The sequence below is a fragment of the Hymenobacter sp. UYAg731 genome, from assembly GCF_054061335.1.
Window position 1 is genome coordinate 591941 of the sequence record NZ_JBSSEC010000003.1, and the last position, 24759, is coordinate 616699.

At 62.4% G+C, this 24759-nt stretch carries 18 protein-coding genes; 3 read left to right on the forward strand and 15 right to left on the reverse strand.

Annotated features, from left to right (window positions below):
* Positions 1-42: 42 nt before the first annotated feature.
* The 15 genes from ACVWYF_RS10650 to ACVWYF_RS10720 all read right to left on the reverse strand — a co-directional run bounded on the left by ACVWYF_RS10650 (position 43) and on the right by ACVWYF_RS10720 (position 18547).
* Positions 43-1122 (reverse strand): AIR synthase-related protein, encoded by a 1080-nt coding sequence (locus ACVWYF_RS10650; RefSeq protein ID WP_457067620.1) that lies wholly within the window; start codon positions 1120-1122, stop codon positions 43-45.
* Between the two features lie 231 nt (positions 1123-1353).
* Positions 1354-2853, reverse strand: a complete 1500-nt coding sequence (purF, locus tag ACVWYF_RS10655) for an amidophosphoribosyltransferase (RefSeq protein ID WP_457067623.1) — start codon at positions 2851-2853, stop codon at positions 1354-1356.
* Between the two features lie 92 nt (positions 2854-2945).
* Positions 2946-3626 carry a phosphoribosylglycinamide formyltransferase gene (gene purN / locus ACVWYF_RS10660; RefSeq protein ID WP_457067626.1) on the reverse strand — a complete coding sequence of 227 codons (681 nt, stop codon included), beginning with the start codon at positions 3624-3626 and terminating at the stop codon, positions 2946-2948.
* A 33-nt stretch (positions 3627-3659) separates the two neighbouring features.
* Positions 3660-4949: a phosphoribosylamine--glycine ligase gene (purD, locus tag ACVWYF_RS10665; RefSeq protein WP_457067629.1), complete on the reverse strand. Its 1290-nt coding sequence runs from the start codon at positions 4947-4949 to the stop codon at positions 3660-3662.
* Between the two features lie 29 nt (positions 4950-4978).
* The gene (locus ACVWYF_RS10670) at positions 4979-5362 is read right to left on the reverse strand and encodes a nuclear transport factor 2 family protein (protein ID WP_457067632.1); all 384 of its coding nucleotides are present in this window, start codon (positions 5360-5362) and stop codon (positions 4979-4981) included.
* 14 nt (positions 5363-5376) lie between these two features.
* Positions 5377-6795 carry a phosphoribosylaminoimidazolesuccinocarboxamide synthase gene (locus ACVWYF_RS10675; RefSeq protein WP_457067635.1) on the reverse strand — a complete coding sequence of 473 codons (1419 nt, stop codon included), beginning with the start codon at positions 6793-6795 and terminating at the stop codon, positions 5377-5379.
* A gap of 19 nt (positions 6796-6814) precedes the next feature.
* On the reverse strand, positions 6815-7675 hold the full coding sequence (locus ACVWYF_RS10680; RefSeq protein WP_457067638.1) for a phosphoribosylformylglycinamidine synthase subunit PurQ: 861 nt from the start codon (positions 7673-7675) through the stop codon (positions 6815-6817).
* A 4-nt stretch (positions 7676-7679) separates the two neighbouring features.
* A complete protein-coding gene (locus ACVWYF_RS10685) occupies positions 7680-10730 on the reverse strand; it encodes a phosphoribosylformylglycinamidine synthase subunit PurL (protein ID WP_457067641.1) in 3051 nt (1016 codons plus the stop codon).
* 146 nt (positions 10731-10876) lie between these two features.
* Entirely contained in the window at positions 10877-11503 is a 627-nt protein-coding gene (gene pyrE, locus ACVWYF_RS10690; protein WP_457067644.1) for an orotate phosphoribosyltransferase, read from the reverse strand.
* Between the two features lie 52 nt (positions 11504-11555).
* Positions 11556-12335, reverse strand: coding sequence for an orotidine-5'-phosphate decarboxylase (gene pyrF / locus ACVWYF_RS10695; RefSeq protein ID WP_457067647.1), 780 nt, complete (start codon positions 12333-12335; stop codon positions 11556-11558).
* 176 nt (positions 12336-12511) lie between these two features.
* Entirely contained in the window at positions 12512-13357 is an 846-nt protein-coding gene (locus ACVWYF_RS10700) for a dihydroorotate dehydrogenase (RefSeq protein WP_457067650.1), read from the reverse strand.
* Positions 13358-13452: 95 nt separating this feature from the next.
* A complete protein-coding gene (locus tag ACVWYF_RS10705; RefSeq protein WP_457067653.1) occupies positions 13453-14490 on the reverse strand; it encodes an amino acid--tRNA ligase-related protein in 1038 nt (345 codons plus the stop codon).
* A gap of 27 nt (positions 14491-14517) precedes the next feature.
* Positions 14518-14727, reverse strand: coding sequence for a hypothetical protein (locus ACVWYF_RS10710; RefSeq protein ID WP_457067656.1), 210 nt, complete (start codon positions 14725-14727; stop codon positions 14518-14520).
* A gap of 345 nt (positions 14728-15072) precedes the next feature.
* Complete coding sequence (locus ACVWYF_RS10715; RefSeq protein ID WP_457067659.1) at positions 15073-15960, reverse strand: DNA/RNA non-specific endonuclease; 888 nt, start codon at positions 15958-15960, stop codon at positions 15073-15075.
* A 337-nt stretch (positions 15961-16297) separates the two neighbouring features.
* Positions 16298-18547: a hypothetical protein gene (locus tag ACVWYF_RS10720; RefSeq protein WP_457067662.1), complete on the reverse strand. Its 2250-nt coding sequence runs from the start codon at positions 18545-18547 to the stop codon at positions 16298-16300.
* A 376-nt stretch (positions 18548-18923) separates the two neighbouring features.
* Here ACVWYF_RS10720 and ACVWYF_RS10725 point away from each other — a divergent pair, with 376 nt between their 5' ends.
* The 3 genes from ACVWYF_RS10725 to ACVWYF_RS10735 all read left to right on the forward strand — a co-directional run bounded on the left by ACVWYF_RS10725 (position 18924) and on the right by ACVWYF_RS10735 (position 24480).
* Entirely contained in the window at positions 18924-20282 is a 1359-nt protein-coding gene (locus ACVWYF_RS10725; protein WP_457067665.1) for a sigma-54-dependent transcriptional regulator, read from the forward strand.
* A gap of 211 nt (positions 20283-20493) precedes the next feature.
* Complete coding sequence (locus ACVWYF_RS10730) at positions 20494-23385, forward strand: PAS domain S-box protein (protein ID WP_457067668.1); 2892 nt, start codon at positions 20494-20496, stop codon at positions 23383-23385.
* Between the two features lie 6 nt (positions 23386-23391).
* On the forward strand, positions 23392-24480 hold the full coding sequence (locus ACVWYF_RS10735; RefSeq protein WP_457067671.1) for a flavin-containing monooxygenase: 1089 nt from the start codon (positions 23392-23394) through the stop codon (positions 24478-24480).
* The last annotated feature ends 279 nt before the right edge of the window (positions 24481-24759 follow it).

Consider the following 24759-nt stretch of genomic DNA (forward strand, 5'->3'; position numbering starts at 1 on the left):
CGTCAATCAAGACGACAGGGCTTGCAATTTGATTAACCGACCTTATTCATACCGCAACTCGCCCGCGCCCACGCGCAACGTTACGCCGGGCTCGGCGGTGAGGTGGCCGGCCACTTGCGCCGAATAGCCGCTGGCTTGTAGCGAGGCCACCACGGCGGCGGCGCTGGCGTCTTCCGTCACCAGCAGCATGCCGGTGCCCATGTTCCAGTAGAGGTAGGCCGTTTCGGCGTCGATGCCGCCGATTTCGCAGAGGCGCTGCATGGCGGGGAAGGGCTCAAAGATATTATCCAGCACCGCGCCGAGGCCGTTTTTGAGCACCCGCTTGAAGTTGTCGGCCACGCCGCCGCCTGTTATGTGGGCCACGCCGTGCAGCGGCAGGCCGGCATCGAGCAGGGCCGCCACGCCGGGCGAGTAGATGAGCGAGGGCTCCAGCATCGCCTCGCCCCAGTTGGCGAACTGGTCGGGGCCGTCGTAGGGCGCGTCGTGCCAGTTCTCGCCGAAGAGGCGGGTGAGGGTTTTGCGGGCCAGCGAGTAGCCGTTGGAGCGGAACGAAGGCGAGCGCAGAGCCACGACTACGTGGCCTGCCTGGGCGGTTTTGCCGCTCAGGGGCTGGGCCAGGCTGGGGTGCAGCACCCCGATGGCCGTGGAGCACCAGTTGAAGTTCATCTTCGCGCCCGGCCAGCCGCCGATGCGGTTGCCCAGCTCCGCGATTTCGCCGCCCGTGATGGCGATTTGGGCGAAGTTGGCGGCATCGTGCAGGCCGCGCATCAGTTGGTCCACCACGTCGTAGTCGAGGTGGTTCACATCGATGATGTTGGAGAGGTTGGTGGGTACGAAGCCGGCCGCAATGAGGTCATCGGCCGTCATGGCGATGAGGTCGTAGCCGAGGGTATCGTAGCGGTTCAGGCGCTCGGCCACCTCAATCTTGGTACCGATGCCGTCGGAGCTGATGCCGAGGCGCTCGGCCCCAAAGCGGATTTCGTTGGAGAAGCCGCCGTCGAGGTCCTGGGCGGGTTCGCCGGGCTTGCCGGCGCGGTTGGCGAAGGTTTTTTTCGACCAGTTATAGGCGTTGCGCGAGGCGGCGTTGCCTTCTTCGATGGAGTAGCCGGCGGGGTTAGTCATGGGCAGTTGAAACGAAACTCCCCTCCTCAACTGAGAAGGGGATGTTTGCGCGGAGCGCAAACGGGGGTGGTTGAATTCGGTGAACGACTCGCGTCGGGTTCGTTTGAGTATTTGGGCGGAGGTCGGGCAGGTGTCGTTCAACGATTCAACCACCCCCGTTCGCGCTAAAGCGCGAACATCCCCTCCTTAGCTGAGGAGGGGAGTGATGTTCTCCCCTCCCCCATTTGCTCCTTAATGCTCCGTCGGCTCCGGCGCTTTCGCGCTCACCGACTTCTTCTTTTCCTTCTTTTCGCCGCGGTGGCTGGCGCGCTCCTCCTGAATGTGGCGCAGGTAGTGCGTCACATCGCCCGTCGGGTACTTGCCCGAGAAGCAGGCGAAGCAGCTGCCGCCGTGGCCTTTTTCCTCGGCGAATAGCTCCTCCAAATCCGACAAATCCTGGTAAATAACCTTATCGGCCTCGATGTAGCGGCAGATTTCGTCCGTCGTGTAGTTGGCCGCAATCAGCTCAGTGCTCATGGCCATGTCAATGCCGTAGATGCAAGGCGACACAATGGGTGGCGCGCTGGAGATGAAGTACACTTCCGAAGCGCCTGCCTCGCGCAGCAGCCGCACGATGCGGCGCGAGGTGGTGCCGCGAACGATGCTGTCGTCCACCACGGCCACCTTTTTGCCGGCCACAAACTCGCGGATGGGGTTGAGCTTCTTCTTCACCACATCTTCGCGCCCGGCCTGGGTGGGCACGATGAAGGAGCGGCCCATGTGGTTGTTTTTCACCAGCGCCCGGCGGTAGGGCACGCCAATGGCCTCGGCCAAACCGGAGGCCGCGAAGTAGCCGGACGACGGCACGTCAATGACCATATCGGGCTTCAAACCGGCATCGACCACCTTGCGGGCCAGGATTTTGCCCAGCCGCACCCGCTCCCGCGCCACCAGCCGCCCGTGAATCACGGAATCTTCGCGGGCGAAATAAATCTGCTCGAACGCGCAGAAATTCTTGGGCAGCGCGTAGGGGTTTTTGCGGTGGACCTGGTAGTTGTTGTCGATGAAAATGGCCTGGCCGGGGCCGACATTTTCCACGAACTCAAAATCCAGGTAATCAAAACAGGTGCTTTCCGACACGAAGGCATAGACCGGGCCGTTGGGCGTTTCGCGCCGCCCCAGCGACAAGGGACGAATGCCCAGCGGGTCGGTGAAGGCCAGCAGGCCGTGGCCGGCAATCATGGTGATGGTAGCGTAAGCACCCTTCACCAGTTCCTGGGTGGTTTCCACGGCATCGAAAATATCGACTACCGAGATGTGGTCGAGGTCTTTCACGCGCAGCTCCGAGGCGAAGGTGTACATGATAAGCTCCAGGTCGTTGGTGGTTTTGGGCAGGACGTGGTACTTGTCGTGCAGGCGCTTGGCCACGTCGCGGAAGTTGATGACATTGCCGTTGTGTACCATCGCCAAGCCAAACGGGTAGCTGGTAGTGAAGGGCTGCGCGAGGTCCGAATCATTGGCCCCCTGCGTGGTGTAGCGCACGTGCCCGATGCCGAGGTTGCCCTTGAGCTTCTTCACATGCTTGGGCTTGAACACGTCGTTGACGAGGCCCTGACCCTTGCAGAGGTGAAACGAGTCGTCGAACGTGGCAATACCGGCCGCATCCTGCCCCCGGTGCTGGAGGGCGGTGAGGCCAATTATCATGTCGCCTACGACGTTATCGGGACCGTGAAAACCTACTATTCCGCACATGGGATGGGGTGGTTAATTTGTAGCGAGAGGGGTATTTGTCATGCAGAGCGCAGCGAAGCATCTTTACCGCTTCGTTGCATTCGCATTAATTACTATTGCGGTAAAGATGCTTCGCTACGCTCTGCATGACGGGCTTTTTTTATCAATTCAGCCAGCGTTTCCGCGTACAGCTCATGCTCCACGGCCAGGCCGCGGCGCTCCACTTCGGCCAGCGTATCGGCCCCGCGCAAATCCACGGTTTGCTGGGCGAGAATGGGGCCGGTATCCAGGCCTTCATCCACCAGATGCACGGTAATTTTGGTTTCGAGCAGCTTGTTTTCGAATGCCCACTCGTAGGCGTGCAAACCCTGGTGCTGGTGGGTGTCAGCGGGATGAATATTGATGATGCGGCCCGCGAATGGCTGAATGAAGGCCGGCGAGAGAATCCGCATGTAGCCCGCCAGTAGCACCAAATCGGGCTGATACTGCTGGAGCAGCTGGGCTGCTTCGGCATCAAAGGTTTCCCGTTTGCGGCCCTGGCTGGGCAGCGAAGCCACCGGGCAGCCTAGCGCGGCGGCAGCTTCCAGGCCAAAGGCATCGGGCTTGTTGCTGAAGACTACCACGACTTCGGCCAGGCCTTTCAGCACGCCGGTTTTGGTGGCTTCCAGCAAGGCCAGCATATTGGAGCCCCGGCCCGAGAGCAGGATGGCCAGCCGCGCCGGCTTACCGGCCCCGCCCCATTCGCGGGCAAGAGCAGCCAGACCACTTTGCTCGAAGGATTCGAGGAGCTTCATCGTTTTCGAGCGCGTTTCTGGTATCATCTGGCTTCAATTTACAACAGCGCCCGCCAGCACCGGCGCGGGTCGCTGGGCAATGTCGGGGCGGAAATAAGCATCCTGGAACGTGACGCGGGCGCAGGCTTCGTAGGCGCGGGCGGTGGCTTCTTCCAAGTCCTGGCCGTGGGCAGTGAGCACGAGGACCCGGCCGCCGTTGGTCACGATTTGGGCGTCCTCGTTGCGCCGGGTGGCTCCGTGGAAGGCCCGCACACCGGCCGGCAGGTTGTCGAGGCCGGTGATGGGAAAGCCGGTGGGGAATTTCGGGGCCGGGTAGCCGCCCGAGGCCAGCACCACGCCCACGAACGCACCCGGCCGCTGCTTAACGCCCTGCCTGGAAAGGGTGCCGTTAAGGGTGGCTTCAATCAAATCGAGCAGGCTGCTATCCAAGGCGGGCAGCAGAACCTCGGCTTCGGGGTCGCCGAGGCGCACGTTGTATTCCAGCAGCTTGGGGCCGGTGGGCGTGAGCATGATGCCGAAATACAGGAAGCCCCGGAACTCGAACTGCTCGTTTTGCAGCCCGCGCAGGGTGGGGTCCACGATGTCGCGGCGCAGGGTAGCCAGCACGTTGTCGTCGGCGAAGGGCACGGGGCAATACGCGCCCATGCCGCCGGTGTTGGGACCTAAGTCGCCGGCCAGCAGCTGCTTGTGGTCTTGGGAAGTGGCCAGCAGGCGAATAACGTGGCCATCGGTGAGGCCGATGATGCTGATTTCGGGGCCAGTCAGCTTTTCTTCGAGCAGGAAGGAAAACCAGCCCGAATAGCTCGTCTGCAAGTCATCGAAAGCCGCTTCAGCTTCTTCCAGCGATGCGCAAACGTACACGCCTTTGCCAGCGGCCAAGCCGTCGTATTTCACTACCACATGCCCGCCCAGCTCGGCCGCTTTGGCGCGGGCGGCGGCAATGTTGTCGCTCCGAAACGGCCAGGCCTGGGCGGTGGCCACGCCGTGGCGGCGCATGAATTCCTTGCTCCACACCTTCGAGCTTTCCAGCCGCGCCGCCGAGCGGGTCGGTCCGAACACCTTGATGTCGGAACCCGCAAAGAAATCGGTGATGCCGGCCGCCAGCGGCGCTTCCGGCCCCACCACAATCAGCCGGGCATCATGGGCTTGCGCGAAGGATTTCACGGCCTCGAAATCGAGCGGGTTCACCTCAGGGTGGCTGTTGGGGATGCCGGCATTGCCGGGCAGCACATGCACCGTGGCCCCGTCGCGGGTCAGCTTTTCGGTCAGGGCGTGCTCGCGCGCGCCAGAGCCGAGGAGGAGAAGGGTTTTAGAATCAGCCAAGGGAATAGGGACTTAAGCGTCGTCGGGACTTAACTAATGTCTTCGATGGAAATAATTTGGCCGTCTTCAACCTGAAAAACGGTCTTTCCCTGCAGATGCAGGGAGTCTCCCGGTTTGAGGCCGTTGGGAAATTCAATGGCGGCAACCGCTCTATAATCAACAGCGACTTCAACCAGTTTGCCATTCACCTGCCAATCGGTAACGCGCTGCTCACGCGCCGAGAAATACTGCGTGGCCTGCTCAGCCTGTTGCCGAAAAGCATCTTTACCGGTCAGTATCAGCGTTATTTCGCCGTTGGCAACGTTTCGGAACACAACGTCATCGCGTAAAGGCGCAAGCATTCCAGCTACATCGAAGCGGTTGTACGCTTCGATGTAGGCTTCAATAAGTTGCTTGGGCGCGGCGGTTTCCATCTGGGTTGGGTTTTTTACAGTACCCGCAATTCCTCGTCGGCCGCTTTCAGCTTGGCTTTGGTGGCGAGGATGTCCTTGCTCAGCCGTTCGCGCAGGCGGGGCAAGTTGAGGGCGCGGAGGGCGGCCTGGGCGGCGTTATCGGGGCGCACGACGGTGAGGTTGGGGGTACCGCTGGGCATGATGACCGACGAATTCAGGTTCATGGCCAGTTCGGCGTAGTCCTTGTAGGGCGGGCACGAAATGACGGGCACGTTCACGTTGGCGGCCAGCGCGCCGCCGAGGCCGTTGCTCAGGCCGGCCACGGCGATGATGACGCCGGGCTCGATGCTGTTGTTCCAGATTTCGGCCATGCCGGCGATGGCTTCGCCGTTTTTGTGGGCCGAGGTCACGCGCAGCTGAGTGAAGATGTCGTAACCCTCAAACTGCTGGCGGATTTTCTCGCAGTGCTCCTTGTCGGCGGGCGAGCCCATCACGATGTTCACCCAGGCGTCCTTAATCAAACCGGCGGCTACTAGGTTAGCCAGCAGGCGGGCGCGGGCATCGTGGCGGCCGGAGCCGGGGGCATCGGCGGTTTCGGGCTCGGCGGTGGGCAGGGGCTCGCCCACGATGCGCTCGTAGATGTCGAGGTAGCGGCGGCTAGCTTCCTGGGCCACTTCGGGCGTGAGGGCGCGAGGATACTGGCCGTCTTTTTTGTTGGCAATGAGCCACTGGCGGACGTACTCCTTGTCCATCTGCTCGGCCGTTTCGGGATTCTTGGCATAGTCCTCGGCGCTCCAGAAGCGTGAGGAATCGGGCGTGTGCATCTCGTCGATGAGAATGAGCTTGCCGTTCAGCAGGCCGAACTCATACTTGGTATCAACCAGAATAATGCCTTTTTCGGCCAGCAGCTTCGAGCCCACGGCAAACAGCATCAGCGACTTCACCGCCATCTGGTCGTACAGTTCTTTGGTCACCCAGCCTTCGCTCACCAGGTTTTCGGGCGTGATTTCGCGGTCCGATTCTTCCTTGGTGGTCGGCGTCACGATGGCCTGCGGGAAGGGCTGGTTTTTGGTCAGTCCATCGGGCACGGTCACGCCCGAGAACGTGCGCTGGCCGGCCTGGTAGCCGCGCCACATCGAGCCCGTCAGGTACTGGCGCACAATCATTTCCACCTTGATGGGCTCGGCCTCCTTCACCAGCATGGCGTTGGCGTCAACGAGCTTGATGACGTGGTTGGGGATGATGTGGGCCGTCTTTTCGAACCAGAAATTGGCCAGGCCGTTCAGCACCGCGCCTTTGTGCGGGATGGCGGTTTCGAGCACCGAATCGAAGGCCGAAAGGCGGTCGGTGACGATGATAAGGCGGTCGCCGGAGGGGGCGCGCAGGCTGTCGCGCACTTTGCCGCGGTGCAGCAGGGGGAGTTGGGGAGAAGCGAAGTGGGTGAGGGTGTTCATTAGCTACGTTTCTGGGAGACTAGTTTTGGTTAGCGAGTTGCACGGCCGGGGCCGTAACGGTATTTTTCTGGGCGATGTGCGCCACGATATTCTTGAAAATCTGCAGGCCCGCTCCTTCCTCAGAAGCATCCGGGTTCTGCCGCCGACGGCGGGCCCAGTCCGGGTGGTTGTAGGCCGACAAAAACGCCTCCGGATGCGGCATGAGGCCGAAAACCTGGCCCGTGGGGTCCGTCAGGCCGGCGCAGTTCAGGGCCGCGCCGTTGGGGTTGAATGGGTAAACATCGGTAGCGCCGCCGTCGAAATCGGCGTAGGTCAGGCAGTTCAACCCGGCGGCTTCAATGGCAGCCTGGGTGGCTTCATTGGGAATCACCAGCCGGCCCTCGCCGTGGCGCACGGGCACTTCCAGCGTCTCGATTCCTTTGAGGAAAGGCGTATTTGACGCGGGGTTCACGCGGAGCGTCACCCACCGGTCTTCGTAGCGGCCGCTGGCGTTGTGGGTCAGGGTGACTTCAGGCGTCACATCGCCGCCCAGGTTGGGCAGCAGGCCTAGTTTCACCAGCACCTGGAAGCCGTTGCAGATGCCGAAAACGAATTTACCATCGGCAATAAACTGCTTGATATCGTCGAGCAGCGTGCGGCCGTCGGGACCATTCTGGCGGTAGCGCAGCTTGTTGGCCAGCACTACGCCCGAGCCGAGGTCGTCGCCGAAGGAAAAGCCGCCGGGGAAGTTCAGGATGTCGAAATCGTGGATGCTCACCTGCCCGTGCAGCACCTGGTTGAGATGCACGATGGTGGCTTCGGCCCCGGCCAGGCGGTAGGCGGCGGCGAATTCTTCTTCGCAGTTGATGCCGAATCCGGTTAGAATTAGCGCGTGAACCATGAGATTAGTGCGAAAGAATGGAGGAAGACACGCCGAGCAGCTGGTTCACCGGACCGTTGGTCCAGGCGGCGCGCAGGGTGGCGGTATTGGCCGAAATGACCGTTTGGCCGGCGTGGCGCACGGTCAGCTGGCCGTCCAGCGTCACGCGGCCGAGGCGGATGGCCCGCTGGCCCAGCAGCTGCTCGAACGCCACCACGTCTTCCGGCGCTACCGTGGTGATGAAGCGCGAGTGCGACTCGGAGAACAACTGAGTGGCTAGTGAAAGGTCCGTTTCCGGCAATTCAATATCAGCCCCGTAGCCGTAGCCGAAGGTGGTTTCGGCCAGCGCCACGGCGAGGCCGCCGTCGCTCAGGTCGTGGCAGGATTGAATGAGGCGTTGGTCATTGGCTTGGCCCACGAGCGTGTACAGCGCCTTAGCGTTTTCGAAATCAACCTTGGGCACGTTGGCGCCGAGCTGGCCGTGCAGGGCGTAGAACTCGGAGCCGCCCAGCTCGTCGTGGGTTTCGCCGAGGAGGTACACCACGTCGTCGGCCTGCTTGAAGTCGGAGGTGATGGCGCGGCGCACGTCCTCCATCTTGGCCGTCATCGAGTAGAGCACGGTGGGGGGCACCGAAATCTTCACGCCGTCGGCCTTGAAGTCGTTTTTCATCGAGTCCTTGCCACTGGTGAGCGGAATGCAGTAGGCGGCCGTGGCGTCGCGCAGGGCCTCGCACATGCGCACCAGCTTGGCCAGCTTCTGCTTGCCATCGGGGTTGATGACGGGGTCGTACACCGAATCGGGCACGCAGAAGTTGTCGTTCACCGACCAGAAAATCCCGTCGCCGGGCGTCAGGTTGGGCAGCTTCCCTCCTACCGCGATAATCTGGCGCACGGCCTCGTCAAACGAGCCGGCCGACATATCATACGCATCCAAATCGCCGTAGCGCGGGATGATGCCGTTGCTCACGGCCACGCCTTCCCAGCTCTCGAAATTGAAGCGCACCACGGCCGCATCCTGCGGCGCCTGGCCGGTGGCACCCATCAGCGGCTTCACAATCGTGCGGCCCTTCACCTCGTGGTCGTACTGGCGAATCACGGACTCGCGCGAGCAGATATTGAGTGAGCCCAGCAGCTGCGTCAGCGTCTCGGTGTAGTCCGTGGCCGCCGGAATTTCCGGCTCGGTGGCGGCAGGTTTAGTCCACTCCGCTTCCAGAATTTTGCGCGGCACACCCTCGTGCAGGAAGTGCATGTTGAGGCGGGCCACCGGCGCGCCATCGAAGCGCACATCCAGGAAACCATCGGCGGTGAAAAAACCGATATCGGTCAACTCCACTTCCATTTCCTGGCCCAGCGCCGTGATTTCGGCCATTTTGCCGGGCTCCACCACCAGCGTAAACCGCTCCTGCGACTCGCTCACGAAAATCTCCCAGGGCCGCAGGCCGGGGTACTTCAGCGGCACCTTTTCCAGTTCCACCACCGCGCCGCCTGAGATGCCCGCCAGCTCGCCCACGGACGACGACAGGCCGCCCGCGCCGTTGTCGGTGCTGCATTTCAGCAGGCCGCGCCGGGCCGCTAGCATCAGGAAATCCATCGCCAGCTTCTGGGTAATGGGCGAGCCAATTTGCACGGCCGTGGCGGGCGCGGTTTCATCGAGCTCGATGCTCGAAAAAGTCGCGCCGTGAATGCCGTCCTTGCCCACCCGGCCACCGGCCATGATAATGCGGTCGCCGGCATCAATCTTCTTTTCCCAGGAATCCAGACCCGCGAATTGCATCGGCATCACCGCGCCAGTGCCACAGTACACCAGCGGCTTGCCGGCGTACCGGTCATCGAATACAATCGCACCGTTCACCGTCGGCACGCCCGACTTATTGCCGCCGTCCTCGATGCCCTTGCGCACGCCTTCCAGAATGCGGCGCGGGTGCAGCTGCCCGGTCAGCAGCGGCCCATCATATTCCGGGTTGCCGAAGCACAGCACGTTGGTATTGAACAGCAAGCGTGCCCCGCCGATGCCGGTGGCCAGCGGGTCGCGGTTGTTGCCCAAAATGCCCGTGATGGCCCCGCCGTAGGGGTCGATGGCGCTAGGCGAGTTGTGCGTCTCCACCTTCCACACGAACAGCGAATCGGCATTAATACGCACCGCGCCGGCGTTGTCCGAAAACACTTTTATCAACCAGTCGTTGCCGTTGGCGCGGAGCTGGCGGTCGACTTCCGAAGTGGCATCTTTGATGTAGGTTTTGAACAATGAATCGACCTGCTTCTCCTCGCCCGTTGCCAGGTCTTTGTAGTTGATGAGGGCCGAAAACTCCTTGTGTTTACAGTGCTCCGACCACGTTTGGGCGATGATTTCCAGTTCGCAATCCGTGGGGTCGGCGGGCAGGCCGGCGGCTCTCCGCTCCTCCTGCGTATCAGCGGCGGCGAAATAGTCGCGCACGGCGCGCATTTCTTCCAGGTTCAGCGCGTAGATGTTCGCCTTCGAGAGCTGCACCAGCTCCGCATCACTCAGGCCGGTCAGCGAAATGACTTCGGTAATGGCCTCCGCCCCACCGCCGGGGCGGGGCGTGTAGTCGCGGATGCCATCAGCCACGCGGCCCACTTCCAGCCAGTTGATGAGCTTGTTGCCGAGTAATTCCTCCGCGATGCGGCGCAGGTCCGTCTCGGGCAGGTCGTTTTCGAGCAGGTAGAGCTTTTTGCTGAAAATGTGCTGCGTATGTACATCCAGCGGCTCGTTCAGGATATCGGCGAGGGCATTCTGGGCGGAGGTGCCTTCGTCATCGGTCACGCCGGGGCGGCGGGCTACCAATATGTAAGTGGCGAAGCCTTCGGCGGCCGTCAGCTCGTTCAGGCGCACGTCGTGCAGCACCGGGTCGGCGAGGCAGCGGGTGGCGAAATCGTGCAGTTGGGTTTCGGTGAGCGGGTAGCGCACCGTGTAGAGGGCGGCGCTGCGCACGCGGCCGGTGGCCAGGCCCAGGTGGCGGGTGGCGGCTTCGGCCACGCGCTGGCCGTCGCCGTCGTGCTGGCCGGGTTTCAGCGTGAGCTGGATGGTGTGGGTGGTGTTGGGGGTGTTATCGGACATCAATAATATCGGAACGTCATGCTGAGCTTGCCGAAGCATCTCTACTGCACAACTAATTATTTACTATCACAACGAAGCGGTAGAGATGCTTCGGCAAGCGGACGCCAGATGAGGCATGACGTTCAGGCTAAGGCTGAACTACAGAATCAAAACGCTTTCTCCGGCCGGCTGCCGGGCTTCACTACCGGCACGCCGGCGGCGCACAGGGGGCAGCTCTCGGGTGCAAAGGTCGCTGCCTGCACCTGTAAAAGCGCAAAATGTGGGAAATCCAGCCCACCTTTTCCACCCGTGCGGTCAATCAGCGATGCCACGGCCAGTACTTCCGCGCCCATTTCTCGCAGCACCTTAGCCACTTCCAACGTGCTTTTGCCGGTCGTCACCACGTCTTCAGCGATGACAACTCGTTCACCGGGTTCGATGGTAAAACCGCGCCGCAGGGTCATCTGCCCCTCCGCGTCGCGCTCCGTGAAGATGCCGGGCACGCCCAGCTGCCGGGCCAGTTCATAGCCAATCACCACGCCACCCATGGCGGGGCCAACTACGGTATCCGGCTGCAAGCCGGCCGCCTGAATCTGACCCGCCAGCGCGGCAGCGGCCGGCGCGGCCAGCTCCGGGCGGCGCAGAAAGCGGGCGCACTGCACGTAGGTATCGGAGTGCAGGCCCGACGACAGCCGGAAGTGCCCGCGCAACAGAGCATCTTCTTGCCGCAACTGCTGGGTCAGCAGTTCGGCATCGAGGGCAATGGGCGAATGGGTTTCGGGGGTTTCAGTCATCTGATTCAGAAAAGCTAACATGCAAAAAGCCGCGTTGCAGCGGCTTTTTGGGTCAGGCGTGGGCCGGGCTCGTCACAGCCCGGAATTCGTTGATTTGGTCTTTCAGCTCCCGGGCGGCAGCCCCGGCGTCCTTCGCCTGCCAAATCCCCCGCGAGGAATTGATGAGCAGGCCGCTGCCATCGGCCCGCAGGCCGGCGCGGAGCGTGGCAGTCAGGTCGCCGCCCTGCGCGCCGATGCCCGGCACCAGAAACCACTGGTTCGGGCAGGCGGCGCGGACTTTGGCCACGGCGGCCGGCTCGGTCGCGCCCACCACCAGCCCAATAGTCGACTCGGTCAGTTCCTCGTCCATGAGGCGGGCCAGACGGGCCGCCCAGTCGCTGATGGAGCCGCCCCGGGTCATGGCCGCGTCTTGCAGGCCGTGGATGGGTTTGTTGGACGTTTTGGCGAGCGAAAAAACCATTTTGCCGGGCCGCGCAAACGGCCGGATGGTGTCGTCGCCCATGTAGGGGTTCACCGTTACGGCATCGGCCCCCACAATGTCGTAAGCGAAGCGGGCGTACTGCTCGGCGGTATTGGCAATGTCGCCGAATTTGCCGTCCAGAATTACCGGAATGTCCTTCGGAATGCTGCGCACGGTTTCCTGGAGCAGGGCCACCCCGTTTTCCCGGCTCAGAAAAAAGGCGAGATTGGGTTTGAAAGCGGCAGTATAGGCCGCCGTTTCGGTGATGACTTCGCGCAGCCGTTGGGCCACCTGGGCGTCATCGCCCGTAGGGTCCAGGCCCACGCAGAGCAGGGAATTGATGGTTTCGACGCGGGTGAGGAGCTTTTGCATGGCGATACGCGAAGAGGGTTTGGGTGGGATTTGGGAAGAAGTTAAACTGAAATTTATGTAGCACGTCATGCAGAGCGCAGCGAATTATGTTGCCAGCCACCACTAATCCAATCGTAGCATTGATTACTACCCCGAACAAGATGCTTCGCTGCGCTCTGCATGACGGCCGGGACTGATTATTCATACTTCACATTATGCATTACTTCCGAGGCTAACCGCGCCGTGAGGCCCGGCGACAGCCACTCGCCGCTGGCCACTTGCACGGCCTGGGCACCCACGCGCAGGTAGTCCTGCACGTCGCGCAGCGTGAAAATGCCGCCCGTGCCGAAGATGGGCAGCGTCAGGTTTTCATCTTGGGCCAACTCCCACACGCAACGCTGGGCCAAGGGCCGCAACGCCTCGCCCGAGAGGCCACCCACCAGCGGCGCGGCGGCACGGTCGGCGGGCAGGTGCAAGACTTTCAGGGTGTTGGTGGCGGCAAGGGCGGTGGCCCCGCCCTCCTGCGCGCCCAGGGCCAGGCCCCGGATGTGGTCGGGCCACGGCGGCAGCTTCACAATAACGGCCGCGTCGGGGTGCAGTTCGTTGCGCACGGCCTCGGTGGCTTCGCGCACGAAGCGGGCCGTCACGTCGGCTCCGGAGCCGCCGGGCGGCACCGTGATGTACACCTCCAGCCCGGCCAGCTGCTCGCCGGCTTCGCGTTGCAGGTACCGCGCAATCTTGCGGAAGCCGGGCACGCCGGGCGCGGTGATGCTCACAAATACCGGCACGCCGAAGCGACGCAGGCGCGGCAGGTGCTCCTGCACCAGCAGCTCCGCACCTTCGGTGCGCAGGTCGGTGCGGTTGAGCAGGGTCTGGTCGGCCACTTGCAGGATGCCTTCGTCGCCGGGCAGGCCGGCGCGGGGCTCCATGGTCACGGTTTTCGTAAAAATCGCGCCCAACTGCTCGTAGCCATCCCCGTCGAGGTCCCAGGGTGCCGCCGCCAGGCACACTGCATTCTGTAACGTAATGGCCCCAAGTTTCATAAGTATCGCGTAAGTAATAAAAACGAACATTCACCCGCACTTCGGCAGCGCCAAGTGCGGGTGACGTTCGGCTGGCAAGCCGGCGAAAGGATTCCTTAAATTACGTTATCGCGGTTAATCAGGAAGGGCACGCACTCGCGGATGTCCGTCTGGCCGAGGATGAACTGGGCCACGCGGGCCATGCCTACACCGGCACCCGAGTGCAGCTTCACGTCGTGCTCCTCGTGGAAGCCGAGGTACCACTCGAAGTCTTCCAGCTTCATGCCCTGGCGAATGAGGCCGGCCAACATCGAGCTGGTTTCCAGCTTGTGGCGCAGCTTAGCGCCGTTGAACTCACGCTCGGCCGAACCAGCCGACTCGCCGGCCAGCGGCAGCAGCAGGTCGGAGGAGTTCACCACGCGCGGGTCCTCGTCGTTGTTGCGCATGTTGAAGAACTTGATGTCGGCCGGGTAGTGGGTGATGAAGATGGGGCCTTCCAGCTCGGTCAGGCGGTTTTCCTCAGCCGCGCCCAGGTCGTCGCCCCACTGCAGGTCGGGGAAGCCGTTGGGCTTCAGCAGCTCAATAGAATCGGCGTAGGTCATGCGCTTGAAGGTGAGGTCTTTGATGTCCTCTGCGTCGCGACCGAACAGGGCCAGCTCCTTGGCGCACTTGGTGGCTACTTCGTTGGCGGCGGTGCGCACAATGCCGCTCAGGTGGCCCAGCAGCTCGTCGAGGTCGCCGAGGTGCTCAATTTCGAACAGGGTGAACTGCGCCAGGCGGCGGTTATCGGCGTTCAGCTCCTTGCGGAAGCTCTGGATTTCGCCGCACACGCGGCCGCCTTCCACGGCCTGGGTCAGCATCTCGATGTAAAGCTGGTTGCTCTGGGGCAGGAACATCTTCTTGCCGTCGTACCAGTCGAGGGTGAACAGGGTGTCGGTGTTTTCGCAGGCACCGGTTACGCCCACAATGTGGGGCATGTTGTGGATGGTCACGAAGCCTTGCTCTTCGCAGTATTTGCGGGCACCGCGCATCATGGCATCCCATACTTTGATTACCGCCATGCGCTTGGGGTCGGTGCTCAGGTTGCGGTTGCCGGCGTGGGCCGAGGCGATGGTAGCCGCAGCTACCTTGGGGGCGAGGGTGTTGGTATCCATGAGATATTAGTTAAAAGGGGGTTTAGACTAAAAAGCTGGGGAGAAAACCGAACCAACCGCGCATAAAAAAACCGTTTCGGAATCCGAAACGGTGGCGGGGCAATAATCAGAAAAAACAGCGGAAATACCGGAGGCAAAATCGGCAAAACCGACGGCGGCAAAGACCTTCCGGTCCTCTCGCGGGTCGCTGCTGAGCAGGGTCCCGCGCTTCATCAACGGGTTTTTGGGTTGAAGCACGATGCAAAATTACGGAATCATTTCGCCGGGCAAAGGTTGGTAATGTTACCTTTTTATTGCGCACCTTTTTTTCGACTTTTATTTTCGCCGTAACTGGCTAATCAACGCACTTTTCGACGCGCTTTTCTCAGTCGAAAAAAATTCCGGCATTTGTAACCAATTGCTTTGCAAGCACAACCCGCCGTAACTTTGGCTCTTTATTCCTGAAGTGTAGGCCTCGGCCACATTTAGCAGGCAGCAAAAAGCCCATGAAATACCGTGTATTTCATGGGCTTTTTAATTTCCGGTCAGCTTACTTATTACAAGCGTAATTAATCAGCCAAAAACCAGCTTGCAAGCACGATATCAGCTCGTAGGGCCGGTATCTACTTTCGACTCGATGGTGCTTTGCACGGTGGTGCTCACGGCCGACAGGATGTCGTAGCCCGTAGCGGCTTCAATGGCATTCACGCTGGTGCGGTAAGCCCCCCAGGCCGTGCCGATGGAGTTGGTGTTGGGCATATTCACGGCGATGATGCGGGTGCTGGTGGTTACGCGGCTGGCGTCGGAGCTGCCCTCAGGTAGCACCACCATCACCTTCCAGCAGTTGCTGGGCACGGCAATGCGGCCACTACTGATGGTCGTAGCATAACCGTTGGAGCCCGTGCCGCCGCTGCCGTAGCTACCGGCAATGATGTAGACTTCGTAGCCCTGGCCCACCAGGGTGCGGCCGTAGTTCTCCAGTCCGGCCCAGGTTTGCTGGTTGTTGGTGGGGGCCTGGGGCATCATGTTGGTCATGAGGAACGTGGCGGTGTTATCAGCCACCGAGCCGGTGCGGTCGGCGCTGGGGCAGTTGTGGCCGCGGTCGAAGCCCGAACCCGAGTAGCTGGTGCTGCCCACATGGTACCACGAAGAAGGCAGGCTGGCATCGGAAGCGAAATTGTCCTGGCGGGCGGTGCTGCCGAGCCAGGCGCTGCTCAGGTGCCAGCTCACCCAGTTCGGCTTGCCCTTGTCGCGGCTATACGAGAGGGTGTACTGGGTTTTGGTCATCAGATAGTTGTTGGGCGAGTTGGTCGCGTCGGTCACGGCACCGCTGGGGTTGCCCATGGCCAGGTTGCTGTCGCGGGTAGCGTCCTGGTTTACGGTGGTGGCGGTGGGCTGCTGGCTGGGGGCTACTTGCTCGGTGCGCGAGCACGATGCGGCCAGGGCCAAAAGCAGCGCGGCGCTGCTGATGCGGGTAATCGTTTGCTTCATAAAACAGGTTGAGAAATGGGATTACGAATGGTGACCGCAAAATTCCTTCGTTGGAATTGCCTCACCGCCACCGTAATGTTACCGCTACATTACCAATCGCCTAAATATTAGACCATCAACATTTTGGCATTTTTAACACATCATCACATAATCATAATTTGACTATTCATTATACCGTAAACAGGCCTTTAAACCGTCAGCTCAGCATTGCCACCATGGGCAAGGGTTTATTCCGGTTGGAACATTTGGCATCGAACCGGCTGACAGTCAGCTGCCTCAAACACAAAAAAAGTCCCATTGGCGGGGCCAACGGGACTTCCTGATAATCGTATCTGAGCTATCGGCCGCCTACCTCCAGCCGCTGCGTAGTCAGCCGCTGGCCGGCCGCATCACGCAACACCAAGTGGTAGAGGCCGGGAGCCAGCCGGGGCAATGCCAGGCCGGTAGTTGCTGCGCCAACCGGCTGCTGGCTCACCAGCTGGCCCATTTCCGAGTACGTCTGCACCAGGCCGCCGGCGGCGGGCATGTTCACGAGACGGACCTGCACCGCCTGGGCATCGGGGGCTGGGTTGGGGTAGGCTTCGAGCTGCGGCACGGCCAGGGCTTTGCCCACCGTCATTACCACCACGGGCGAGAAGGACTGGGTGCCGTCGTTATCCACCTGCCGCAGGCGGTAGTAGAGGGTGCTTGTGCCCAGGGTGCCGGCTTCGGCATCGCGGAACTTGTAGGCCAGGGGCCTGGTGCTGCTGCCGGCCGCCGCTACCTGGCCCACGGCTTTGAAAGCCGCCTCGCTGCCCGTGGAGCGCTCCACGGCAAAATAGCTGCTGTTCTTTTCGGTGGCGGTGGTCCAGCTCAGGTCGGCTGCGCCATTGGCCCACTTGCCCACGAAGGACGTTAGCTCCACGGGCAGCGGCACAATAGTGGTGATGATGCCCCCGGCCAGGTTATCGGCAAAGGCCTGGAATACGTTGATGTTCACGCCCAGGGCCACAGTGGAGGAAGCGCTGATTTGGATGGAGGCGAAGTTCTTGGTGGTGAGAAACGAGACTTCCTGCCGGCCATCGGGCAACAGGTTCAGCGATAGGAGCGACGCGCCCGAGGCGCTTTCCAGCAGGTTGCCGGCCGCATCGTACGTGGTGAGGGTGAGGCGGCTGAGCACGCTGGCATCGAGCAGGCCGCTGTTGTTGCTGATAATCATGCCGGCGCGGTAGCCGGCCACGCCCACGTCGGTTTTCACGGTTCCGCCGCCCGGGGCGCGCAGGTCCAGCTTCAGCTCGGCGGTAGAAGCAATGCCACCGCCAATGTTGATAACGGCCTTGCTGACGGGGTCGTTGTCGGCCGCGCCGGCGGGGTTGGTCACGCCACAGGCGGCGCACAGTACGGCCGAGGTGTTCACATCGTAGTTGGTAGTCGAGACGGGCTGCCCGAAGTCCGACAGGTAGCGCGTGGTGCCCGTGAAAGCAGCGGGCTCCACGCCGAAGCCGTAGTAAATATCCAGGTTGTCCAGGACCGCCAGGGCACCAATCTGCTCAATCTTTACCTCATCGAACGCACTCGTGGTGGGGAAGCTCACCTGGTATTTGCCATTGGGCAGCAGCTTCACGTCCAGCAGGTTGGCTCCGGTAGCCGATTCCTGCTTCACCGATACGCCGTTGATGGTCTTATAAGTAGTGATGCGCAGGGCCGACAGGGCCGCCAAATCAATAATGCCGGAGCTGCCCAGCACGAAGCCCGCGTAGTAGCCGGCCGGGGCCGTTTTCGAGCTTTCGAGCTTGACGCTGAGCGAGGACGGGCAATTCGCCGAGATGAAGGTGCCGAAGGTGGCATAGTTCGTCAGGTCGTTATCAACCGCGTATTCCGGATGCGTGATGTTGGTGTTGCCGCACACGCTCACCACATCGCCGGGCGTGATGGCCGTGTTGTAGTAGGGCGTAAGGTCGCTGGCGGGGAAGTGCGACGTGAGCCCACGCACCGGCTGTTGCACCAACGACTGCACCGCGTAGGCGTAGTAAATGTTCAGGCGGTACAGCGCGTCCACCGTGCCGCTCGCCTCCAGCTCAATATCATCGAAGGCCAGCCTGGCCACAAACTCCATCTGGACCGGCCGGCCGGTGCTCGCCGCCAGCCGCAGGCTTTGCACCACCGCCAGCGAAACCACCTGCGTTTCCACGGGAGAGTTGCTGCCGCGCAGGTAGGTGCGCAGTGTATAAGTACCCAGCGCGCTGGCACTCAGCAAGCTGGCCTGGGGGGCTACCAGCATCCCGGCGCGGTCGCCGGCACTGGCCTGGCGGTCGAGCCCCAGGCGCAGGCTCACGCTCTTGCCGACGGCCACAAATTTTACAAGCGTAGCGTTATCCCCGGTGTCGGAGCCGTTGGCAGCCCGCCCGGGGTTGTCGACCCCGCCGCCCAGCAGGGCGCAAAGCGCGGGCACCAGGCAGCTGCTGCTGGCCGAGGCGACCCCGGTGGTGGAATAGATTGGAGCGCCAGCGGCGCTGGCGGTATGCATTGCCAGTACCAACAGAAAGGAGGCCAGCAGCCACGCCCGCAATTGAACCAGTGAGACGGAAGTTGGAGTAAAGGACTTCATAACAATTCTCAAAAAATATTTAACTCTTTGGCCCTGTGCCTGCCCTAACCTTGCAATTCCGTGACCATGTCGGCCAAACCCCTTTCTCAGCCTACCAGCCAATTATATATAACTTTCAAGATATTATATTTATTTCCCATTATTGGAATAATGTCCTCAAATGAGAATTTATCAATAATGCCACCTCAATCCGATTGCAATTCTAGTTCGTACATGCCTTATTATGGCCTTTTTCTGCCCTATATCCTATTTATTGCGTATTTTTGTAATGTAATTTTTCTAATGAAACTTTTCCCATAACTATCGTAAGTCAGCTTGTAAGCCGACAGTTTTCAGCTGACGCGGCATTATATTAGGCATCCTTACCACCTTCTGCATGAACCCTGCTCTACCTTTCAAAATTTTCGTCGTCGAGGACAACGAGTGGTATGGCGAGCTGCTCCTGCACCGCCTCAGCCAAAACCCGAACCACAGCGTTTCGCGCTTCACCACCGCCCGGGCCTGCCTGGAGCAGTTGGGCGAGAAGCCTGATTTTATCACGCTCGACTACTCACTGCCCGATGCCAAGGGCGAGCAGGTACTGCGCCAGATTCGGGAGCGGCTGCGGGGCACCGAGGTCGTGGTGATTTCGGGCCAGGAAGATGTGAGCACCGCCGTCAATATGCTCCAGCAGGGGGCCTACGACTACCTGGTGAAGGATGAGAACACCCTCGACCGCCTCTGGAACCTGGTGGGCAAGGTGGAGCAGCAGGTAAGCCTGCGCCGCGAAAACACCCAGTTGCGCCAGCAGATTGGGGCGCGCCACGGGGCCGGCCAGGCCCTGCTGGGCGAGCACGCATCGATGCAGGCCGTGCAGAACCTCATCACCAAGGCGGCCCGCACCACTATTACGGTGAGCGTGAGCGGCGAAACCGGCACCGGCAAGGAGCTAGTGGCCAAAGCCATTCACTTTCAGTCAAGCCGAGCCAGCCTGCCCTTTGTGGCCGTGAACATGGCCGCCATTCCGCGCGAGCTGGTGGAGAGCGAACTGTTCGGGCACGAGAAAGGCGCCTTTACCGGGGCGGTGGCCCGCCGCGTGGGCCGGCTGGAAGAAGCCACCGGCGGCACCCTGTTTCTGGACGAAATAGCCGACCTCGACCTGAGCCTGCAAGCCAAGCTGCTGCGCGTGCTGCAGGAGCGCGAAGTAACCCGCGTGGGCGGCAACCAGGCCATCCCGTTCGATGTGCGCCTGATTGTGGCCACGCACCGCGACCTGCTGGCCGAGGTGCAGGCCGGCCGCTTCCGCGAAGACCTGTACTACCGCCTGCTGGGCCTGCCCATTGCCCTGCCCCCGCTGCGCCAGCGCGGGGCCGATGTGCTGATGCTGGCCGAGGTGTTCGTGCGCGATTTCTGCCAGCTCAACAACCTGCCGCCCCGCCTGCTCACCGACTCGGCCCGCGAGCAGCTGAAGGCGCACTCGTTTCCGGGCAACGTGCGTGAGCTGAAGGCCGTGGTGGAGCTGGCCACCGTGCTGGCCGACGGCGAGTTTATTCAGGGCGAAGACCTGCCCCTGCGCGCCGGAAAGGCCACCATTGGTGCCGGGAGCCAGCTTTCGCTGCGCGAGCAAAACAAGGCCATTATCCAGGGTTGCCTCGATGAGCTGGACGGCGACGTGCTGGCCGTGGCGGCGCGCCTGAACATCGGCAAGTCCACCATTTACCGTATGTTACAGCAACGGGAGCTGCGCATCGCTTAAGAGCCGCTCCCAACAAGGCGTTGTTACTCCGACGCTGGAGGAATTGTGATGGCTATTGGTTTAATGATTTTAACCAACTGCCTGCCTTCGTCGGAATGACTGGTTTGCGGCCCGATAGCCTCGAAGCACTGCCCGGCTGCCCGGGCCGTTTCGCGTTTTTGGTTCGCTTTCTATTTGCTTGCGCCATTATTTTACGCTTAGTTCTTTTTCAATGCGTCGTTCTCGTTATCCTCGTCTGGCTCGCCGGGCAGCTGTGCCGGCTGCCCGGCGGGTAGCCGAACGCACGATGCAGTCCACCCCGCTCCCGCCCGCCGGCTATGCGCCCGCCTCAACGGACGCAGTAGTGCCGGAACAGGCGCTGGCCGACCGGGTTCCCCTTATCCTGTTCAGCTACGACTGGCGGCTACGCCAACTGGTGCATTGCAACCAGCATTGTCACACCGTGCTGGGCTACTCGGCCCAGGCGCTGCAGGACCTGGGCGCGGCCCTGAGCCAGCAGGTAATGCATCCGGATTCCCTGGCTCAACTCCTCAAGTCCGACATCAACCAACTGCTGACGCGAAACCAGACGGCCAGCTGGGACTGCCGCGTGCGCCACCACGATGGCAGCTGGCGCCTGTTGCGCCTGCGGGTGCGGGCCAGCGTGCTGGGTCCCGAAGGCCAGGTTTGGGAGATTATGGGCAGCGCCGAGGACGTGACCCGCCACCGCGCCGCCGTGGACGAGCTGCGCCAGAGCCGCCACCAGCTGCGCCAGGTGCTGGACGTGGTGCCCAACCTAGTGGCGATTTTCGACCTGCAACAGCAACGCAACACGTATACCAACCGCCGCATCGAAACCCTGCTGGGCTATACCAGCGAGGAAATCATGGCTTTCCCGCCCGGCCGCCTGCTCCCGCACCTGCTGCCGCCCGAGTCGCTGGTGCATTACCAGGCCACTATGGAGGCCGTGGTCCAGCTGCCCGATGGCCAGGGGCTGACCATTGAGTTCACGACCCGCCACCGCGACGGCTCCATCCGCTGGCTGCACAGCAGCCTTGCGCCTTTTGGCCGCGATGCCCAGGGGCAGACTATCAGCATCATCAGCGTGACCGAAGACATTACCGAGCAGCGGGCCGCCGACGAGCAGCACCGCCTCGCTACCGCCCGCCTCACCGAGCAGCACCGCTTGTTCCGGCAGGTAATTGATGCCCTGCCCCACCCCATCTATTTAAAAGACGAGCACGGCAACTACCTGTTGGCCAACCAGGCGCTAGCCGCTTTATACGACCTGACGCCCGATGAGCTGGTGCGTGCCGGCAAGCCGGATATTCCGCCGACGGCGGATACCGACCGCTACCGGCAGCAGGACCAGCAGGTTCTGGCCACCGGCCGGGACCTGACGCTGGAGGAGTCGTTCACGAATCCTGATGGCCGCATCGACTGGTTCAGCAGCGTGAAACGGCTTTTTGTGCAGGACGACGGCACGGCCCAGGTGCTGGGCGTGGACAGCAACATCACCGAGCTAAAAAGTACGCAGCAGGCCCTGGAAAGCGCCATTGCCACGGCTCAGGTTGATGCCCAGGCCAAGGAAGACTTTCTGGCCAACATGAGCCACGAAATCCGCACGCCGCTGCACGGCATTCTGGGCCTGACGGGGGTGCTGGTGAAAACCACCCTCAGCCGCAGCCAGCACGACTACCTGCGCCTGCTGGGCGAGTCGGCCGAGCACCTGCTCAACGTGCTGAACGACGTGCTGACCACCGCCCGCCTCGGCGCGGGCAAGCTCCAGCCCGAGGCCATGCCCTTTGCCCCCGCCGAGCTGCTGCGCGGCTGCGCGGCCCTGCTGCGGCCCCGCGCCCGGGAAAAAGGCCTGCGCCTGCGCCTCGAAAAGCCCACCCCTGCCATCCAGGTGCTCGGCGATGCCCACCGCCTGCGCCAGGTACTGCTCAACTTGGTCAGCAACGCCATCAAGTTCACCGAAACCGGCACCATCCGCCTGCGCTGCCGCGTGGTGCCCGGCCCCCGCCAGCCGGCCGAGCCCGCGGGCACGGTGTGGCTACAGTTTATGGTGAGCGACACTGGCCTGGGCATCGCCCCCGAAACGCTGGACAAAATTTTCGAGCCCTTCACCCAGGCCACCGCCAGCACCGACCGCGAGTACGGCGGCACGGGCCTGGGCCTGAGCATTTCGGAAGGCCTAGTGAAGCTCATGGGCGGCACACTGCAAGTGTGCAGTGAGGTGAGCCAAGGCAGCACGTTTGCCTTCACACTGGCCTTCCAGCCGGTGGCGGCAGCCAGCCCGGCGGCCCCCGAAACCCCGGCCGAGGACGCGCCGCTGGCCGAGGCCGGCCGCATTTTGCTGGTCGAAGACAACTTGGTGAACAGTCTGCTGGCCGAAACCGTGCTGCGCAACTGGGGCTGGCAGGTGACTACCGCCGCCAGCGGCCCGGCCGCCATCCAGCTATTTGAACATCGGACCTTCGACCTGGTCTTAATGGATATCCAGATGCCGGGCATGGATGGCGAAACCGCCGCCCGCGCCCTGCGCCAGCACCCCGACCCGGGCCGGGCCGCTACTCCGGTCATTGCCCTCACGGCCCGCGCCCAGGCCGGCGAGGCCGAGCGCTTGCAGGCATCCGGGTTTGCCGGCTACCTTGCCAAGCCCTACCGCGAAGAGCAGCTCCTCGAAACCATGCACGCCGTGCTGGCACGCCACCACCAGGTAAGCGAGCCCACGCCTGCTTACCTTATCACTCCTGCCATGCCTTCCACTCCTCCGCTCTACAACCTGAGCAACGTGCGCCAGCTGGTGCGCAACGACGAAACCATTGTGCGCCGCTTGGCCTGGGCCTTCATCGAAACCACGCCCGCCATTCTCACCGCCCTCGACGAGGCCCTGACCAAAGGCGACTGGGAAGCCCTCGGCGATGCCGCCCACCACCTCAAAAGCTCCCTCGATGGCCTGGGTGTGGAAAGCCTGCGCCACGTCATCCGCGAGGCCGAAGCCTACAGTGACACGCCGCCCACCCCAGCGCACGCCGCCCAGCAGGTCACCCTCATCCGCACCGTCACGGAGCAGGTAATGGCCGGCCTGCGCACGGAATTCCCGGAGCAGAAAAATTAGTCGCCCATGCCGCTGCCCTTCCCCCTGGCCACCCCGGAGCCACTCATCCACACCGATACGCTGGTGATTGGGGCGGGCCAGGCCGGGCTGGCAGCAGCCTATTACCTGCAACAGCACGGCGTTGATTTCCGGGTGCTGGATGCGGCCCCCGCCGCCGGCCACGCCTGGGACACCCGCTACGATTCGCTCCGGTTGTTCTCGCCCGCCTGGGCCAGCGGCCTGCCCGGCCGGCCCTGGCCCGGCCCCCGCCTCCGCTACCCCACCCGGGCCGAAACCAGCGCCTACCTGCGCGACTATGCCGCTCATTTCGCCTTTCCGCTCGATGCCAGCCAGCGCGTAATCCGTGTCACGGCCGCCCCCGGCCAGCCCGGCTACCACGCGTACACCGCCGCCGGCCGCACCTACGCCGCCCGGCGCGTGATTGTGGCCACTGGCCCTTACACCACCCCCAAAATACCAGCGTGGGCCACCCAGCTGCCCGCCGCCGTAGCGCAGCTGCCCAGCCGCGACTACCGCCGCCCCGGCCAGCTTCCCGGCACCGGCCCGGTGGCCGTGGTGGGCAGCGGCAACTCGGCCCTGCAAATCGCGGCCGACATCGCGGCCACCGGCCGGCCCGTCTTCGTGGCCTTCGACGACAAGACCCCGGCCATGCCCAACAACCAGCTCATGTGGGCCGCGATGGCCGTCACGGGCCTGATGCGCTTCCCGCGCTACACGGCCTTCGGCCGCTGGATGATGGGCCAGCCCGAGCCCGTGGTGAGCGGCGACTTGGCCCGCCTGCGCCGGCTGCCGGCGGCCACGTTCATGGGCCGGGGTCTGGCGGCACTGCCCACGGGGGCCATTCAGGGCCAGCGGGCGGCCTCGCCCCCGCTCGATGCCGTGGTATGGGCCACCGGCTACCGCCCGGATTATAGCTGGCTGGAGCTGCCCATTTTGGAGGCCGATGGCCAGCCCCGGCACCAGCGGGGCCTCACGGCCGCGCCCGGCGTGGCCTTTCTGGGGCTCGGCTGGCTCGACAGCCGCAATTCAGCCCTGCTCAACGGCATTGGGGCCGATGCCCGGCGCGTTGTGCAGGCCCTGCTGCAAATGCCCTAATCTTATTGAAACCTGCCCGGGCCTTTCGGGGTTGAATACTTTAGATGCAGCTTACTGAAACAGGCTGCTTTTTATCCACTCGATTTTTCTGTAGCATTATGTTTATTTTCATGCTTGGCCTCTTGCTGGTCACCGCCATCCTCGCGCTCAAAACAGTATCCAATGTGGAGGAAATGCTCACGCCCATCCCGGTGCGTGCCCAATAATTTCTTCGTTTTTGTCAATAAAAAAAGCAGCCCGAAAGCTGCTTTTTTTATTGACTGATAATTGGCTCCTAAT

Coding starts and splice junctions, on each gene's coding strand:
- pyrF (WP_457067647.1), bottom strand. CDS start 12,335: ATGCAAAAGCTCCTCACCCGCGTCGAAACCATCAATTCCCTGCTCTGC.
- ACVWYF_RS10675 (WP_457067635.1), bottom strand. CDS start 6,795: ATGAACACCCTCACCCACTTCGCTTCTCCCCAACTCCCCCTGCTGCAC.
- pyrE (WP_457067644.1), bottom strand. CDS start 11,503: ATGACTGAAACCCCCGAAACCCATTCGCCCATTGCCCTCGATGCCGAA.
- ACVWYF_RS10720 (WP_457067662.1), bottom strand. CDS start 18,547: ATGAAGTCCTTTACTCCAACTTCCGTCTCACTGGTTCAATTGCGGGCG.
- ACVWYF_RS10650 (WP_457067620.1), bottom strand. CDS start 1,122: ATGACTAACCCCGCCGGCTACTCCATCGAAGAAGGCAACGCCGCCTCG.
- ACVWYF_RS10715 (WP_457067659.1), bottom strand. CDS start 15,960: ATGAAGCAAACGATTACCCGCATCAGCAGCGCCGCGCTGCTTTTGGCC.
- ACVWYF_RS10730 (WP_457067668.1), top strand. CDS start 20,494: ATGCGTCGTTCTCGTTATCCTCGTCTGGCTCGCCGGGCAGCTGTGCCG.
- ACVWYF_RS10680 (WP_457067638.1), bottom strand. CDS start 7,675: ATGGTTCACGCGCTAATTCTAACCGGATTCGGCATCAACTGCGAAGAA.
- ACVWYF_RS10735 (WP_457067671.1), top strand. CDS start 23,392: ATGCCGCTGCCCTTCCCCCTGGCCACCCCGGAGCCACTCATCCACACC.
- ACVWYF_RS10685 (WP_457067641.1), bottom strand. CDS start 10,730: ATGTCCGATAACACCCCCAACACCACCCACACCATCCAGCTCACGCTG.
- ACVWYF_RS10670 (WP_457067632.1), bottom strand. CDS start 5,362: ATGGAAACCGCCGCGCCCAAGCAACTTATTGAAGCCTACATCGAAGCG.
- ACVWYF_RS10705 (WP_457067653.1), bottom strand. CDS start 14,490: ATGGATACCAACACCCTCGCCCCCAAGGTAGCTGCGGCTACCATCGCC.
- ACVWYF_RS10725 (WP_457067665.1), top strand. CDS start 18,924: ATGAACCCTGCTCTACCTTTCAAAATTTTCGTCGTCGAGGACAACGAG.
- purN (WP_457067626.1), bottom strand. CDS start 3,626: ATGAAGCTCCTCGAATCCTTCGAGCAAAGTGGTCTGGCTGCTCTTGCC.
- ACVWYF_RS10700 (WP_457067650.1), bottom strand. CDS start 13,357: ATGAAACTTGGGGCCATTACGTTACAGAATGCAGTGTGCCTGGCGGCG.
- purF (WP_457067623.1), bottom strand. CDS start 2,853: ATGTGCGGAATAGTAGGTTTTCACGGTCCCGATAACGTCGTAGGCGAC.